The following is a 14,755-nucleotide window of genomic DNA, read 5'->3' as shown; positions in this document are numbered from 1 at the left end:
GCCTTAACGGTGCGGATGCGCCGTCTGCTTACCACCCTATTCACTTTCACCGCCCTGTTGTTCTCACCGGCGGTGTTTGCGCAATTACCCGGCATTATCAGCCAGCCTCTCGCCAACGGCGGGCAAAGTTGGTCGCTACCGGTACAAACCTTAGTCCTGATCACGTCGCTGAGCTTCCTACCGGCGGCGTTGCTGATGATGACCAGTTTTACCCGAATCATTATTGTGCTGGGTTTGTTACGTAACGCCCTCGGCACGCCCTCGGCTCCGCCGAATCAGGTTTTGTTAGGTCTGGCACTGTTTTTGACCTTCTTTATCATGTCTCCGGTGTTCGACAAGGTTTATCAGGATGCTTATCTGCCGTTTAGCCAGGATAAGATCAGCATGGACATCGCCATAGATAAAGGCTCGCAGCCGCTGCGGGAATTTATGCTGCGACAAACCCGGGAAACCGATTTGGCACTGTATGCCCGTTTAGCCAATCTGCCTGCGTTTGAAGGCCCGGAAGCGGTACCCATGCGTATTTTGCTACCGGCCTACGTCACCAGCGAGCTGAAAACCGCCTTCCAGATCGGTTTTACCGTATTTATTCCGTTCCTGATTATCGATTTGGTAGTCGCTAGCGTATTAATGGCCCTCGGTATGATGATGGTGCCACCGGCGACGATCTCGCTACCCTTTAAGCTGATGTTGTTTGTTCTGGTGGATGGCTGGCAATTGCTGCTAGGTTCACTGGCGCAAAGTTTCTACAGTTAGCCTGAAATTGTCTCATCCAGCTCATTTTATACAAAGGTAGGCTATGACTCCTGAATCGGTAATGGCGCTTGGCACTGAAGCGATGAAAATCGCCCTAGCACTGGCCGCGCCGCTGTTGCTGGCTGCGTTGGTCAGCGGTCTGTTGGTCAGCCTGCTACAGGCCGCCACGCAGATTAACGAAATGACCCTGTCTTTCATTCCAAAAATTCTGGCGGTCTTCGCCACTTTGGTGATCGCTGGGCCGTGGATGCTGAATTTGATTCTGGATTACATGCGTAATCTGTTCACCAGCTTGCCTACGCTGATCGGCTAAACATGCTTTCTTTTGATACCAGCCAGCTTAGTCATTTAGTCAGCCAATATTTCTGGCCGCTGGTCCGCGTATTGGCGCTGATCAGCACCGCACCGGTTCTGAATGAAAAATCGATCAACCGTAAGGTCAAAGTCGGCCTAGGGGTAATGATTACCTTTCTGATTGCACCGTCCCTGCCGGTCATTAATATTCCAATTTTTTCCGCCGGAGCTATTTGGGTCGCCATTCAACAAGTGATCATCGGCGTCGCTATTGGCCTGACCATGCAGTTCGCCTTTGCAGCTATTCGTTTAGCGGGGGAAATCATCGGGTTACAAATGGGGCTGTCTTTCGCTACTTTTTTCGATCCCTCCGGTGGCCCCAATATGCCCGTGCTGGCGCGATTGCTGAACCTAATCGCAATGCTGCTATTCTTGTCCCTCAACGGCCATTTATGGCTGATTTCTATGTTGTCCGACAGCTTCCACACGCTGCCCATTCAGTTTGCGCCTCTAAACGGCGGCGGGTTCCGCGCCTTAACCGAGATCGGTTCTCTGATCTTTATCAGTGGACTTATGCTCGCGTTGCCCCTGATCACGATTCTGCTCACGCTAAACATGGCGCTGGGCATGTTAAACCGCATGACGCCACAGCTTTCGGTATTCGTGATCGGTTTCCCCCTCACTTTAACCATAGGTATGCTGGTTCTTGGCTTGTTAATGCCGAGTCTTGCTCCCTATTGCGAGCATCTGTTCGGTGAGTTCTTCGATCGTCTGGCCGGTGTTGTTGGCGGGATGGCCTGAAGTTAGCGCCCTCTTTCTCTGAGTCCCCATCATTTTGCGTCACGGATTACTGGCAGTTCGAGCAATCATCACTCTGCTATAACGGAGTGATTTGGTAATCCATTACGGCTGGACGTTAACCTGAAACGAGGCTAAAGATTGGGGTTTTAATAATAAAAAGGTGGTATGTCACCCCAAACCTTAGTGGGAAAAGATGACATACCGAAAAGTGCACCCGGTTTAAGTACACTTAAAAGGGGACCCGCCGAGCTAGTCAGCGGGTAAGAACGCAGGTTATTAACGGTTAAGCTGGAACAGGGACATGCCTTGCATATCGCTGAAAGCTTTATACGAAGCCTGTAATGCGGCTTGTTGCATAACGTAGGATGAAATCGCGGCGTTCCAATCTACATCCTGTAAATCGCTAAGCTGTTGTTTGTTTATCAGAGTACGGTCGTCGCCCAGGCTATCCAGACTGTCCAATTCCTGCAATTGAGTACCAATTTCAGCCTGAACGGACAGGATATTATTCAACGAGTTGTCTAACCCGCGAATCCCTTTATCCATCGCATCCGCTGAGAGCTGTTTATCTGCTTCCGATGCACCATTCATTGGCATTTTCAGCGCGTTCAATACGGTATCGATGGTATTGAAAATATTGCTTTCTGACGCTGGCGTCGTACCGGTAGCCGGATCGGTTGGCTCCGGACGCGCATTGGCTGTCAGACTCATAAACACACTGGAACCGGTGTGGCCCACGGTCATGTTACGGAAAGAATCAACCTGTTGAGTCTTAGGCTCATCACCACCGTTATAGGTTACCGCGCCGGTCACCGGATCGGCAACGAAAGGAGGTTTGTCATTCTTAAAACCGCCAAACATGTAGTTGCCGTTGCCATCCGTGGAGTTAGCCTGATTTAACAATTGATCCTTCAGGCCCTGCAACTGAGTCGCGTAAGAAGCCCGGTCATCATCACTCAGGGAGTCTTTGCTAGCACTGATCACCAACGCTTGCATTTGCTGCACGGTGCTGGTTGACTGCGCCAGAAAATTGGTTTCCAAAGATGAAGTCTGGCGCGCATAGCTGCGGCCTAAGGCAAATTGCGCATTCTCCGATTGAGCCTGAGACAGCATGATCACCTGTGAGGCAGCCATGGGATCATCCGAGGGGTTAATCACTCGTTTGCCGGTCGAAATCTGTTGGCCAGACTGCAACCACAGAGATTGGGCATCAGTGATGCCGCGCATATTTTGCTGATACAGCATGCTGGTACTAAGGCGCACGATGTCAGTTCCTTTTAGCGTCTGTTCTGCAAGCCGTTTCGCAGAACAGTGATTGAGTATTTATCCCCGCAGGGTTCGGTTTAACGAATTTCCAGCAAGGAATTAAACAAAGTCGAAGCCACTTGGATAACCTGCGCATTGGCCAGGTAATATTGCTGGAAACGCTGTAGATTGCCGTACTCTTCATCCAGGTTTACCCCGGAAATGGACTGCTGCTGCTCATCAAGCTGCTTCACGATATTGAACTGCGCGGTACTGTTCACTTTCGCCGTGCTAGTTTGGTTACCCACATTACTGACCAAACCGGCGTAAGCACCGGACAATGTCGCTTTGCCGTTGACCAATTGCTTATTTTGCAGCTCCAGTAACGCCTTAGCATTGTTATTATCGCCTTTCCCCCCGTCCACACCGGTTGGGTCCACGCCCGCAGCGGCAATTTTAGAGGAATCCTTGATTGCCACATCCAGGTTAGAAATAGTATTGGCCACCGGTTTGATGGTGAACTTATCGTTCGCCGCTACGCCTGCACCGACAGAAACATTCAGGCCGTCAAAGCTCAGGCTGCCGTCAACTTCGGTTTTAGGCGTAATTTTACTGTTGTCTGATAGACGCGTAACCTGCCAGTTGGTGCCGTCGAATTCCATGCTGTAATCACTGGCCTGCACTTCGCTGGTGTTGCTGTAGCTCACATCCAGATGACCGGTACCGGTGTTTTTGGAATTGCTGACGCTGTTTGGCTGAGCAAAGCTGAAGAACTTCTCGCCTGGATCGCCGTTGATATCAAAGCCTTTTTCGTGCTGCTGGTTAAAGCTATCGGCCATCACCAACGCCAACTGCCCTAATTGGTTGCGAGCGCTATCCAATGCTTCACTGCGGAATTTCAGCGTACCGCCCAAAGAGCCGGAGGTAATGCGGGATTCGTCCAGCTCAGCCACACCACCCAGACCGCGGTCGTAACCGATGGTCATCCGAGTGCCGTCAGCGCTAGATGGGATTGCACGCATATTATAAGAATTCGAACCCTGCACCAGCGATAAACCACCGGCGAAGGACACGTTATAAGCGTCGCCGTCTTGCTGGGTCACGGTGACCGGAATAATGGTGTTCAGTTCGCTCACCAACTGATCGCGCTGATCGAGCAAAGCATTTGGCTCACTGCCGCTGCTGCCGCGTAAACGGGTGATCTGGTCGTTAAGTTTGGCGATTTGCTCAGAATAGTTATTAATCTGGGTAACGCTGTCGCTAATTTTCTGGTTAACACCGTTATTCATGTCTTGCAGATATTTATCCGCATTCTTGAATTGGTTTACCAACCCTTCGGCTTTACCCAACACAGTTTTACGCGTCGCGTCATCGTTGGGAAGGGTTTCCAGACCTTTTAGATTACTGAAGAAATCCTGCATGGTAACGGACAGGCTGTTATTTTTATCCGCCAACAAGTTATCAATCTGCGAGATCTGATTGTAATAAGTTGTCAGACCGGCGCTTTGAGTTTGGGCTGAACGTAACTGATTATTAATAAAGGAGTTGTACTCGCGATTTACGCCGGTCACGTTAACACCGTTACCGAGGAAACCCGCTGGAGACAACGTGCCGCCCGCTTGCGCAAAAATAGCATTCTGGCGGTTATACCCGGCGACCTGGAAGTTGGTAATGTTATTACCCACGGTGCTCAGGGCGTATTGCGCCGCGCTCAGACCACTCATCGCGGTATTAATCAGATTGTTGGACATAAAGAAATCCTTTTACGGCAGGCGATCGTTAGTCTGTGCCACCTGCGGTGATGAATAAGGTTACTGTCTGAGGGGTACAAGTCCCCGCGCAGCCTGTAATATTTATCGGCCAAAGATCGGATAACTTGAGTAAATTTGGCAAAAAATACCCATTATTCCGATGGATTACGGCGATGTTCCTGCTAAAAAAAACCGCCCGGGGATAAATCACAGGGCGGTCAGGGTTTTACACGGTCGGTTTGCGGCCTTCCGTTAGAAAATTTGGCTTAAATCATGGGTATAGGCTTTTACGGCCTGATTCCCTGCGCTCTTCATTTGCTGAATAACGCCCACCAATTTCTGTGCGTATTGTGGATCGGTAGCGTAACCCGCTCGCTGCAGGGCGTGTGCCGCCTGCTCTGGCGTATTCGCCGCCGCCACTTCCGCATAGCGAGGATTTTTGGTCAGTAATTTAACGTAGTCGCTAATCGCTTCGACGTAAGAACCGTAAACGCGGAAGCTGGCCTTGGTTTTCTTCGCCACTCCTTGCTCGTACTCCGTGGTTGTGATTTCACTAACCGGCCCTTCCCAACTGCTACCTGCTTTAATACCAAACAGGTTGTAGCTGGATTTGCCTTCCGCCGTCGGGATTTCGCGGCGCCCCCAACCTGATTCCAGCGCCGCCTGCGCCACAATCAGTTGATGAGGAATGCCACTCTGCTGACTGGCCACTTTGGCCGGGATCGACAGACGGGAAACGAAGTTATTGTTATTGAGTGACAGCGGGCTGGCACCTTCCGGCGGAGGCGTGGGAATTGCCCGACGCATCATCTGCGCCAGCGCCTGTGCCGGCAGGGTTTGCATCACTTCTTTATCCAGCGCCATCGGCACAGTACCGGCCGTTTCACTTGGCGACTGGCTACCGGAAAGCTGCTTCACCATCATGTCGGCCAGACCGAGACCTTTCACCGACATTTCCTGCGCAATCTGCTGGTCATACATAGAGGTATATAATCGCGTTTGATCGCTGCTCAGCGGGCCATCTTCCGGCATGGCGGAACGCATACTTTTCAGCATCATCTGCACAAACATCCCTTCAACCTGCTGAGCCACCTGTTTCAGGTTACCCTGCGGGTCTTTTGCCACATCACGCTTTAAGGCGTTCAGGGATTGAGCGTCGTATGCCGCCCCAGACATTGCCATCAAATCGCTCATCAGATAATTTCCAATTTAGCCCGCAGACAGCCGGCGCTTTCCATCGCTTGCAAAATAGACATCAGGTCGATTGGCGTTGCACCCAGAGAATTCAACGCGCGAATAACATTGTTCAGATTCGGGCTGGCATTCACTTTTTGCAACGCGCCCCCTTCCTGACGTACCGATATCTGGGTATTTGGCGTGACGACGGTCTGACCACCGCCGAACGGCGTATCCGGCTGGCTGACGGTATTTTGTTTGTCCACCACAACCGACAGATTGCCCTGCGCCACCGCACAAGAATCCAGCACCACGTTACGGTTCATCACCACCGAGCCAGTGCGGGAATTGATAATGACCTTGGCATCGCCTGGATCGACATTAACGGGAATATTCTGGATATCCGCCAGGAAACGCACCTGTGAGCTGCTGCCGCTTGGCACCAGAACCTGAATGGTACGGGCGTCAATCGCGGTGGCGGAACCGAAGCCACGCGAACGGTTGATCGCATCGCTTATCTGCTGCGCCAGCGTAAAATCTTCATTATTTAACTGAAGGTTAAGCACGCCGCTGCTGCCAAAAGTAGTCGGTAATTCTCGTTCGATAGTCGCGCCATTGCTGATTCGACCACCGGTCAACTGGTTAACAGTTACGCTGCTGCCGCCTGAAGACGCCCCAGCGCCTCCGACCAAAACGTTGCCCTGCGCCAACGCATAAACCTGATTATCCACGCCTTTCAGCGGCGTCATCAGCAAAGTCCCACCGCGAATACTTTTGGCGTTACCCATGGAGGAAACCACCACATCGATGGTTTGTCCGGTACGAGAAAACGCAGGCAATTTAGCGGTAACCATCACCGCCGCCACGTTTTTCAGCTGCATATTGGTACCCGGCGGCACAGTAATCCCTAACTGGGACAACATGTTGCTCAGGCTTTGAGTGGTAAAGGGAGTCTGCATGGTCTGGTCACCGGAGCCATCCAGCCCCACAACCAGTCCGTAGCCAATCAGGGCGTTATCCCGCACGCCCTGAACGGTAACCAAATCACGAATTCGCTCTGCCGATGCCGGCAGCCACACCAATGACAACAGTGCGACAAAAAGCGGGATGAGAGATTGTTTACGCATTAATAGGCCTCTTAGAACGGCGAAACATTAAGGAAGAACCGCTGCAACCAGCCCATGGTTTGCGCTTCATTGATATAGCCATTACCCACGTATTCGATACGTGCGTCCGCCACCTGAGTTGAGGTAACGGTGTTGCTGCCGCTGATGGTGCGTGGATTGACGACCCCGGAGAAACGGATAAATTCGGTTCCCTGATTGATCGCAATCTGCTTCTCTCCCACGACATGCAGATTACCGTTGGCCAGAACCCGATCTACGGTCACGGTAATAGTGCCGTTAAAGGTGTTATTGGCATTGGCTCCGCCTTTACCGCCAAAGGTGCTATCGCCGGAAATATCCAGATCGGCACGGGCGTTGCCCAGTAAACCCTCCAGATAGCGCGGCGCAGTGGCTACGCCAAATTTGCTGGCACCGTTACGGCTGGCGTTGGCAGAAGAGCTTTTGCTGGCGCTGACGTTTTCCTGCAAGGTAATGGTCAGCGTGTCGCCGATATTGCGTGGGCGACGGTCTTCAAATAGCGGCTGATAACCATAATTCATTGGCTGAACAGCCTGAAAGATTGAGCCATTCGGCAAAGGCGCACTCGCTGGCGCGGGTTGCGCAGAGGTGGTGCCATCCACCAGTGGTTTATGCGGAATATACGCACAGCCATTGAGCAGCAGCACCGCCATTGTTGGCGCACAGACCCATCTCAATCCACTTAATTTTCTGAACGGCGAAGTATCCATCTCTGTTTTTATTACCTGTAACCAAGGGGGTAAGCTGCCTTGAACCCCAAAATTCCAATCGGCCTAACGCAGTCAGGGGGCAATCCTGCCCCCCGAAAGCTATCTTAGATCTGAGTCAGTTTTTGAAGCATCTGATCAGAAGTTGTTACCGCTTTACTGTTGATTTCATAGGCACGTTGGGTCTGGATCATGTTGACCAGCTCTTCCGCCACGTTGACGTTAGAGGTTTCAACATAGCCCTGATACAGCAAGCCTGCGCCGTTCAAGCCTGGCGTACTTTCATTCGGTGCGCCGGAGCTGGCGGTTTCCTGATACAAGTTTTCGCCTACGCTTTCCAGACCTGTGTCGTTGATAAAGGTTGTCAACGTCAGTTGCCCGACCTGCTGAGCGGCGGTTTGCCCCTGCTGAGTCACGCTAACGATACCGTCACGCCCTACCGTGATGCTCAAGGCATTGGCAGGAATCGTGATGGCCGGTTGCACCTGAAAACCCCCGGCCGTTACCAGTTGACCGTTCTGATCCATCTGGAATGAACCGTCACGGGTATAGGCGTTGGTGCCGTCAGGCAGTTGCACCTGGAAGAATCCCTGCCCTTTGATGGCGATATCTTTACTGTTATCAGTCTTGGACAAGTTGCCCTGGCTGTGCAGACGCTCAGTGGCCACCGGACGAACACCAGTACCGATTTGCAGACCGGACGGCAAGGTAGTCTGCTCCGAGGACTGAGCCCCCGGCTGACGCATGGTTTGATACAGCAAATCTTCAAACACGGCGCGCTGACGCTTAAAGCCATTGGTGCTAACGTTTGCCAGGTTGTTGGCAATGACGTCCATGTTAGTTTGCTGGGCATCCAAACCGGTTTTGGCAATCCATAATGAGCGGATCATCAGTGTACTCCTCTGCGCCTAGGCGCTTAACTCATAGCTAACAGCTGGTTAGCGCGCTGTTCGTTCTCATCCACGCTGTGAATGACTTTCATCTGCATCTCAAAACGGCGGGCGTTGGCGATCATATCCACCATAGTTTCCACCGGTTTAACGTTGCTGCCTTCAATCACGCCGGGCATCACTTTGACCAGCGGATCGTTCGGCAACGTAGCGCCACGCTGTTGTTGCGTAGCCGGCGTCAGATGGAACAATCCGTCATCGCCGCGCGTCAGCTCACTGCCCTGTGCCTGAACCAGTTTTAACCGGCCAATCTGAGCAATGGTGTTCGGCGGATCGCCCGCGTTCAACGCCGAGATGGTACCGTCAGCCGCGATAGTGACTTCCGCTTGCGGCGGTACGTCAATCGGACCGTTATCCCCCATCAGCGGATAACCCTGCACCGTCATCTGACCGTCGGCAGAAACTTGAATGTTACCGTTGCGGGTATAACCCTCGGTGCCATCTGGCAACTGCACAGCCATAAAGCCGTCTTGCTGCAGCGCCACATCCAGCGGGCGACCGCTGTAGTTCATTGGCCCCTGACTCATATCCGCACCGGGCGTAGATGCCGCCACCAACGTACGCGTCGCCATGCTCGGCCCGTCAATCGGTACTGCCCGCAATGCAGATAACTGCGCGCGGAAGCCCGGCGTTGAGGCATTTGCCAGATTGTTTGCAGTAACGGCCTGCTGCTCCAGCGTCTGCCGGGCGGCACCCATCGCGGTATATATTGCGTGATCCATGCTGCTATCCCGTTAGCGCGATTAGCGCAGGTTGACCAGAGTTTGTAAGATCTGATCCTGGGTTTTGATGGTCTGAGCGTTGGACTGGTAGTTGCGCTGAGCAACGATCATATTCACCAATTCTTTACTCAGATCCACGTTGGAAGACTCCAACGCACCGCTGGTCAGCGTACCGAAACCACCACCGCCTGCCGTACCCAAAATGGCGTTACCGGAAGACGCCGTTTCTTTCCAAACGTTATCGCCCTGAGAAGACAAACCTTCCGGGTTAGCAAAGTTAGTCAGTACGATCTGGCCCAGCAACTGTTTCTGTTGGTTAGAGTAAGTACCGATCACGGAACCGTCTTTTTCGATCTGGAAGCCAGTGAATTCACCTGCCGCATAGCCGGTTTGGTTCTGGGCTGAGATGCTGTCAGTACCGGTATTCTGCTGCTTGGCACCGGCCAGATTCAGCGTAAACGTCTGCGCTGGTGCACCATTCAATGCGGCCATCGGCACATTCAGGGTGAATGGCGTTGCGCTTGGAGCACCTGCACCATCGGTGGTGTCGGTCAGCAGACCGTTAGTATCGAAGTTCATGGTGCCTTGCTTATCGGCTTTAGAACCGGCCACGCTGGTGTCCTGGGTGTATACGTCCCAAGTGTTGTCTTTGGTTTTCACAAAGAACACGCTGACATCGTGGCTATTACCCAGACTATCGAAGGTGGTGATGTTGTTAACGAAGCTATAAGTGTCAGGTTTCGCCGGATCGAAAGTTTCGGTGATTGGCTTGTGAGATGAATTCAGGTTAGCGACCATATTGCCGGAAGTGGTCGCTTTCGCGCTGATCATGCCCTGTGGAATCGTCAGCGGAACCGGCTGAGCGCCCTGCTGAACCGTTGGCGGTGTACCTGTGGCCGGATAACCGGTCAGGTGCAGGCCCTGCTGATTAACGATGTTACGGTTTTCATCCAGTTTGAACTGGCCGTTACGCGCGTAGAAAATACCGCCGCTGCTGTCTTGCATACGGAAGAAACCGTTTTGGCTGATAGCCAGATCTAAACGGCGGTTAGTGGTGGTTGGGGTACCGTCGTTGAAGTCCTGAGTGATACCGGCGACTTTTACGCCCATACCGGTTTGAGAACCGGCAAACATATCGGCGAAAGATACGGAACCTGATTTAAAACCAGAGGTAGCCGAGTTGGCAATGTTGTTACCGATCACATCCAAGTTACTAGACGCTGCGTTTAAACCGCTGACTGCTTGAGAAAAACCCATGTTACTCTCCGTTAGGATTCAAGGCGTTGATACAACATCAAAACGCCGGGTAAATGAGAGAACCAAACTCTTGTCTGGCCCACTGCTTTATCAAAATGCTTTCCGTGCACGAAGCAGCGGACTTACAGAATTTGGCGAACTTCATCCATCGTCACGGTGCCACGCGGGCCGAGATCCAGCTTGGTCCCCTGAGCGCCCTTGGTTACACCATTGACCACACCAAAGCTCAGGGCCGTTGGGTTCAGTGACTCCACACCGCTGCTGGCGGCGATACTGACGCTGTAAGCGCCATCCGGTGCGTTGCTGCCGTCTTCCAGCTTGCCATCCCAGGTAAAGACATGAACGCCTGCCTCTAAACCACCAGGGAATTCAATCGTTTTGACTACGTTACCGTTGGCATCGCTGATAGTGGCGGTCACTTTGTCGGCCCCGCGCACCAGCTCCATACCGAACGGCGTCGTGCTCACGATGTCGTCCTTCGAACCGGCCAGAATACTGTTGCCCGGCACCATCACGCCATGGCCAATGAGCGCACTCGCCTGTAACGATTGACCGTTATCAATCTGACCTGATATCGAACCCAAGGTCGTATTCAACTTCTCAATACCTTGAACCGTACTGATTTGCGCCAGCTGAGTGGTCAATTCATTGTTTTGTAGTGGATTAGTTGGGTCCTGGTTTTTCAACTGGGCAACCAACAGCGTCAGGAAGCTGTTTTGCATTTCTTCGCTGCTACCAGCACCGCCGAGAGTCTGTTTTTGCTGAAGCTTGGCAGCGGTATTGGGAATGGTGTTGTCCAAGCTGTCATTCATTGAGGTATTAATTGCCATTGTCGGCTCCGATTATTGGCCCAAAGTCAGCGTTTTGAGCATCATGGATTTAGTGGTATTCAGCACTTCCACGTTGGCCTGATAGCTTCGGGAAGCAGAAATGGTGTTCACCATCTCCCCCACCACATCCACGTTCGGCATACGCACATAGCCTTTGGCATCCGCCAACGGATTACCGGGCTGATACACCAAACGATCCGGAGCCGTGTCTTCTACGATCTGCGCGACACGAACGCCGCCGGTTTCCTGAGCACCTTGATTGGCAACCTGAAACACCACCTGCTTAGCGCGATAAGGCTGACCATCCGGCCCGGTTACGCTATCGGCGTTGGCCATGTTACTGGCGCTCACGTTCATCCGCTGGGATTGCGCAGACAACGCAGAGCCGGCGATATCAAATATATTCAGTAAAGACATACGCCTTATCCTTGTTGTAACACTGACATCATCCCTTTGATCTGGCTGCCAAGAATGGTCAGATCGGTTTGATATTTCAGGCTATTATCGGCGAAATTGGTACGTTCACGGTCCATATCTACCGTGTTGCCGTCCATCGAGGGTTGGTCTGGAACTCGGAACAGCAGATCCAGATCCGGCGGCTGAATATTTTGAGCCGGAATATGACGGGCTGCGGTCAAACTGAGTGACATCCCGCTGCCGTTAACACGCCCTTGCTCCATCACTTTTTGCAGTTGGCTGGAGAAATCGATATCGCGAGCCTGAAAGCCCGGCGTATCGGCGTTGGCAATATTGGCAGACAAAATTTCCTGCCGCTGAGCGCGAAGATTTAGCGCCTCTTGTTGAAAGCGCAGAGCACCGTCCAGTTTGTCGAGCATAGCCCCCCCGCGAGGTTAGAATTTGGAGTCGACAGCATAAACGGCGTTAGGGAAAGCCTATCGTTTGAATAAGGGCAAAATGCGTCGCTATTTATCCCCTTAACCCTTTTCAGCTACAGGTACACTAGTGGGGAAGCAGTCAATCTATCGGGCCGTTAAAAGCGGCCTCAAGACGTCAGGGGATTCCATGAAAGCAGGCGGTGTCATCGGGTTGGGCTTGGCGTGGCTGTGTGCAGGAACCGCGCAGGCAACGGATCTGGCTGAACAGATTGACCAGTTCTTTCACAACCAATTCCCCTCGGATACCCGACAGGTTGAAGTGAAAATAAAAACGCCGCAGGCACAATGGCCGCAGTGTGAAAATCCCGAAATCTCGCTACCGGCCAACGCGCGCCCTTGGGGTAACGTCAGTTTGTCGGTGCGCTGCGGTCAGCAACGGCGTTTTATGCAGACGCAGGTGCAGGTCACGGGGAAATATCTGGTTGCCAGTCGCCAGATCTCTGCCGGTGAGAAGCTGACAGAAAAAGACATGACTTATCAGGAAGGACGATTAGACACCTTGCCGCAAGGCGCGTTAAACGAGGCGCGATTTGCTAAGGGTACGATCAGTTTGCGTCATATTAATGCCGGACAACCGCTGACTAAGGCCATGCTCAGGCGCTCATGGGTGATCAAGGCCGGTCAGGTGGTTCAGGTTGTCGCGCAGGGAGAAGGCTTTAATATCAATAGCGAAGGCAAAGCGATGAACAACGCCGCCCTACAAGATAACGTTCGGGTACGTATGGCGTCGGGTCAAATCGTCAGTGGCACCTTGGGTGACGATGGCGTTATTCGCATTATGTTATAGTGATTAAAGTTTTTATCATCGTTGCCGATAACCATTAACAAGCAGTTATTCGCGGGTGAATTAGCGTAAATCCCGCCACCAGTTTGCGGGTCACTAATCTAAATCCCGCCATGAAGGGAGTAACACCATGAGCATCGATCGCACACAGCCACTGTTGCCGGTCAGCCCGGTACAACCGCGCGAAACCAGCGAGGCGGCGCAGCAAATGCGTAAGTCTACTCAGGCTAAAGCGCATGTTAGCGGCACGCAGGTTAAACTCAGCGACGCGCAGGCCAAGCTGATGCAACCGGGCAGTCAGGATATTAATGTAGAACGTGTAGAAAGTTTGAAACAGGCTATTCGCTCCGGCCAACTGACCATGGACACCGGTAAAATTGCCGATGCCCTGTTAAAAGACGCTGCGGATTATCTTAAAAATAGTTAATTATGTAAGGATAAGTGGCGGTGGAAAGATTACAGACCAATCTGGATCAACAGCTGGAATGTTTAGATACGCTGTCCGTGGTTATCGCTGAGGAGCAGCGATTACTGTGCGACGGGCGAATTCACGGCGTGGTTCTGCAAGGGATAACCGAGCAAAAAAGTTCGTTATTAGCGACTCTGGATTATCTGGATCAAAACCGTCTGGCGGCAGAGACTGCGGCCAAAATCAAAGCCCCTTATCAGCAAGTTCCTACGCTGGCCGAGCGCTGGGAGCGAATCCTGAAAAAAGCCGAAAAGATGCGTTATACCAATCTGCACAACGGTTTTTTGCTGAATCAGCACATCGCGCACAATGATGAGGCGCTGGCGGTATTGAATACGCGCCACGGTCAGTCTCTGTATGGCCCGGATGGCCAGTCCCGCGGCGCTAGTCTGCTGGGACGTAAAATCGGCGTTTAAACTTCAACCTGCGGTTGATTTTTGAGCTGATTATCTGACGGTGGTAGCGTTCGCAGCGCATCACCGTTAAAGGTGAATCTTTTCCTTTCTTATTTCCTCTGGTTTTTCACGCCATTATTCTTCATAAAATTAATATTTCTCTTTTACTTTCTTCCTTTCGTGCCTTTGCACGTACCGCTAAGTAACGTGCCAATCTGAGTCTCTCTCGCATAGGGATTTTTATTGCAGCAGGGGTCAGATAACTCGTCTGGACAACATTAAAAGCCAGTTAAAAATTGGTTGTCGGATCAAATTTAGGTTGATCTTTGATGGGGGAATACCTCTCCTTTCCCCCAACCGAATCAAGGCAAGTAGGCGCGAGCAGGGATGAGACCAAGAGGAACAGCCGTCAGCGTGCCTTGCACCGCTGGGCTAGGATAGGATGGCTAAAGCCAGCAGGCGAATCTCGCGCTGGCTTGCCGAAAGAAGAGTACGCGAGGGAAGTTCGCAGAACCCCACTTTCGCGCCCCCCTGCTCAGATGCCTTCACGGTGAATAAGGTGACCGTAAACTGCTGG

Annotated in this window: 17 protein-coding genes; 6 read left to right on the top strand and 11 right to left on the bottom strand. The window is 52.2% G+C overall.

The genetic code is table 11. From position 1 onward, the window contains the following. Positions 1-15 precede the first annotated feature (15 nt). The 3 genes from fliP to fliR are packed head-to-tail and all read left to right on the top strand — an operon-like array spanning position 16 to position 1,851. Complete coding sequence (gene fliP, locus AD970_RS06505; protein WP_049597713.1) at positions 16-756, top strand: flagellar type III secretion system pore protein FliP; 741 nt, start codon at positions 16-18, stop codon at positions 754-756. Between the two features lie 43 nt (positions 757-799). Next, the gene (gene fliQ / locus AD970_RS06500) at positions 800-1,069 is read left to right on the top strand and encodes a flagellar biosynthesis protein FliQ (protein WP_049597514.1); all 270 of its coding nucleotides are present in this window, start codon (positions 800-802) and stop codon (positions 1,067-1,069) included. Between the two features lie 2 nt (positions 1,070-1,071). Continuing rightward, positions 1,072-1,851 carry a flagellar biosynthetic protein FliR gene (gene fliR / locus AD970_RS06495; protein ID WP_049597513.1) on the top strand — a complete coding sequence of 260 codons (780 nt, stop codon included), beginning with the start codon at positions 1,072-1,074 and terminating at the stop codon, positions 1,849-1,851. A 276-nt stretch (positions 1,852-2,127) separates the two neighbouring features. On the opposite strand, the gene flgL is transcribed toward fliR, so the two are convergent. The 11 genes from flgL to flgB all read right to left on the bottom strand — a co-directional run bounded on the left by flgL (position 2,128) and on the right by flgB (position 12,470). Continuing rightward, the gene (gene flgL, locus AD970_RS06490) at positions 2,128-3,114 is read right to left on the bottom strand and encodes a flagellar hook-associated protein FlgL (protein WP_049597512.1); all 987 of its coding nucleotides are present in this window, start codon (positions 3,112-3,114) and stop codon (positions 2,128-2,130) included. Between the two features lie 80 nt (positions 3,115-3,194). After that, positions 3,195-4,847 (bottom strand): flagellar hook-associated protein FlgK, encoded by a 1,653-nt coding sequence (gene flgK / locus AD970_RS06485; RefSeq protein ID WP_049597511.1) that lies wholly within the window; start codon positions 4,845-4,847, stop codon positions 3,195-3,197. 252 nt (positions 4,848-5,099) lie between these two features. Beyond that, complete coding sequence (gene flgJ / locus AD970_RS06480; RefSeq protein ID WP_049597510.1) at positions 5,100-6,041, bottom strand: flagellar assembly peptidoglycan hydrolase FlgJ; 942 nt, start codon at positions 6,039-6,041, stop codon at positions 5,100-5,102. Further along, positions 6,041-7,150, bottom strand: coding sequence for a flagellar basal body P-ring protein FlgI (locus tag AD970_RS06475; protein ID WP_049597509.1), 1,110 nt, complete (start codon positions 7,148-7,150; stop codon positions 6,041-6,043). Before AD970_RS06475 ends, flgJ begins: the two co-directional genes overlap by 1 nt. A gap of 11 nt (positions 7,151-7,161) precedes the next feature. Then, the gene (flgH, locus tag AD970_RS06470) at positions 7,162-7,878 is read right to left on the bottom strand and encodes a flagellar basal body L-ring protein FlgH (protein WP_049597508.1); all 717 of its coding nucleotides are present in this window, start codon (positions 7,876-7,878) and stop codon (positions 7,162-7,164) included. Positions 7,879-7,982: 104 nt separating this feature from the next. Then, a complete protein-coding gene (gene flgG, locus AD970_RS06465; protein WP_049597507.1) occupies positions 7,983-8,765 on the bottom strand; it encodes a flagellar basal-body rod protein FlgG in 783 nt (260 codons plus the stop codon). Positions 8,766-8,791: 26 nt separating this feature from the next. Beyond that, positions 8,792-9,547: a flagellar basal body rod protein FlgF gene (locus AD970_RS06460; RefSeq protein ID WP_049597506.1), complete on the bottom strand. Its 756-nt coding sequence runs from the start codon at positions 9,545-9,547 to the stop codon at positions 8,792-8,794. Between the two features lie 21 nt (positions 9,548-9,568). Then, complete coding sequence (gene flgE / locus AD970_RS06455; protein ID WP_049597505.1) at positions 9,569-10,804, bottom strand: flagellar hook protein FlgE; 1,236 nt, start codon at positions 10,802-10,804, stop codon at positions 9,569-9,571. A gap of 122 nt (positions 10,805-10,926) precedes the next feature. Beyond that, entirely contained in the window at positions 10,927-11,634 is a 708-nt protein-coding gene (flgD, locus tag AD970_RS06450) for a flagellar hook assembly protein FlgD (RefSeq protein WP_049597504.1), read from the bottom strand. Positions 11,635-11,646: 12 nt separating this feature from the next. Next, a complete protein-coding gene (gene flgC / locus AD970_RS06445; protein WP_049597503.1) occupies positions 11,647-12,051 on the bottom strand; it encodes a flagellar basal body rod protein FlgC in 405 nt (134 codons plus the stop codon). A 5-nt stretch (positions 12,052-12,056) separates the two neighbouring features. After that, positions 12,057-12,470: a flagellar basal body rod protein FlgB gene (gene flgB, locus AD970_RS06440; protein WP_049597502.1), complete on the bottom strand. Its 414-nt coding sequence runs from the start codon at positions 12,468-12,470 to the stop codon at positions 12,057-12,059. 187 nt (positions 12,471-12,657) lie between these two features. Here flgB and flgA point away from each other — a divergent pair, with 187 nt between their 5' ends. From flgA to AD970_RS06425, 3 genes are all read left to right on the top strand, one after another. Continuing rightward, positions 12,658-13,317 carry a flagellar basal body P-ring formation chaperone FlgA gene (flgA, locus tag AD970_RS06435; protein ID WP_049597501.1) on the top strand — a complete coding sequence of 220 codons (660 nt, stop codon included), beginning with the start codon at positions 12,658-12,660 and terminating at the stop codon, positions 13,315-13,317. Between the two features lie 127 nt (positions 13,318-13,444). Next, positions 13,445-13,741, top strand: coding sequence for a flagellar biosynthesis anti-sigma factor FlgM (gene flgM / locus AD970_RS06430; protein WP_049597500.1), 297 nt, complete (start codon positions 13,445-13,447; stop codon positions 13,739-13,741). 14 nt (positions 13,742-13,755) lie between these two features. Next, positions 13,756-14,199 (top strand): flagella synthesis protein FlgN, encoded by a 444-nt coding sequence (locus AD970_RS06425; RefSeq protein WP_049597499.1) that lies wholly within the window; start codon positions 13,756-13,758, stop codon positions 14,197-14,199. The last annotated feature ends 556 nt before the right edge of the window (positions 14,200-14,755 follow it).

Source organism: Yersinia nurmii (genome assembly GCF_001112925.1).
In the GTDB taxonomy this organism is placed as follows: domain Bacteria; phylum Pseudomonadota; class Gammaproteobacteria; order Enterobacterales; family Enterobacteriaceae; genus Yersinia; species Yersinia nurmii.
The sequence above is the reverse complement of the archived record's forward strand: the minus strand, read 5'-3'. Positions and strand labels throughout refer to the sequence as shown.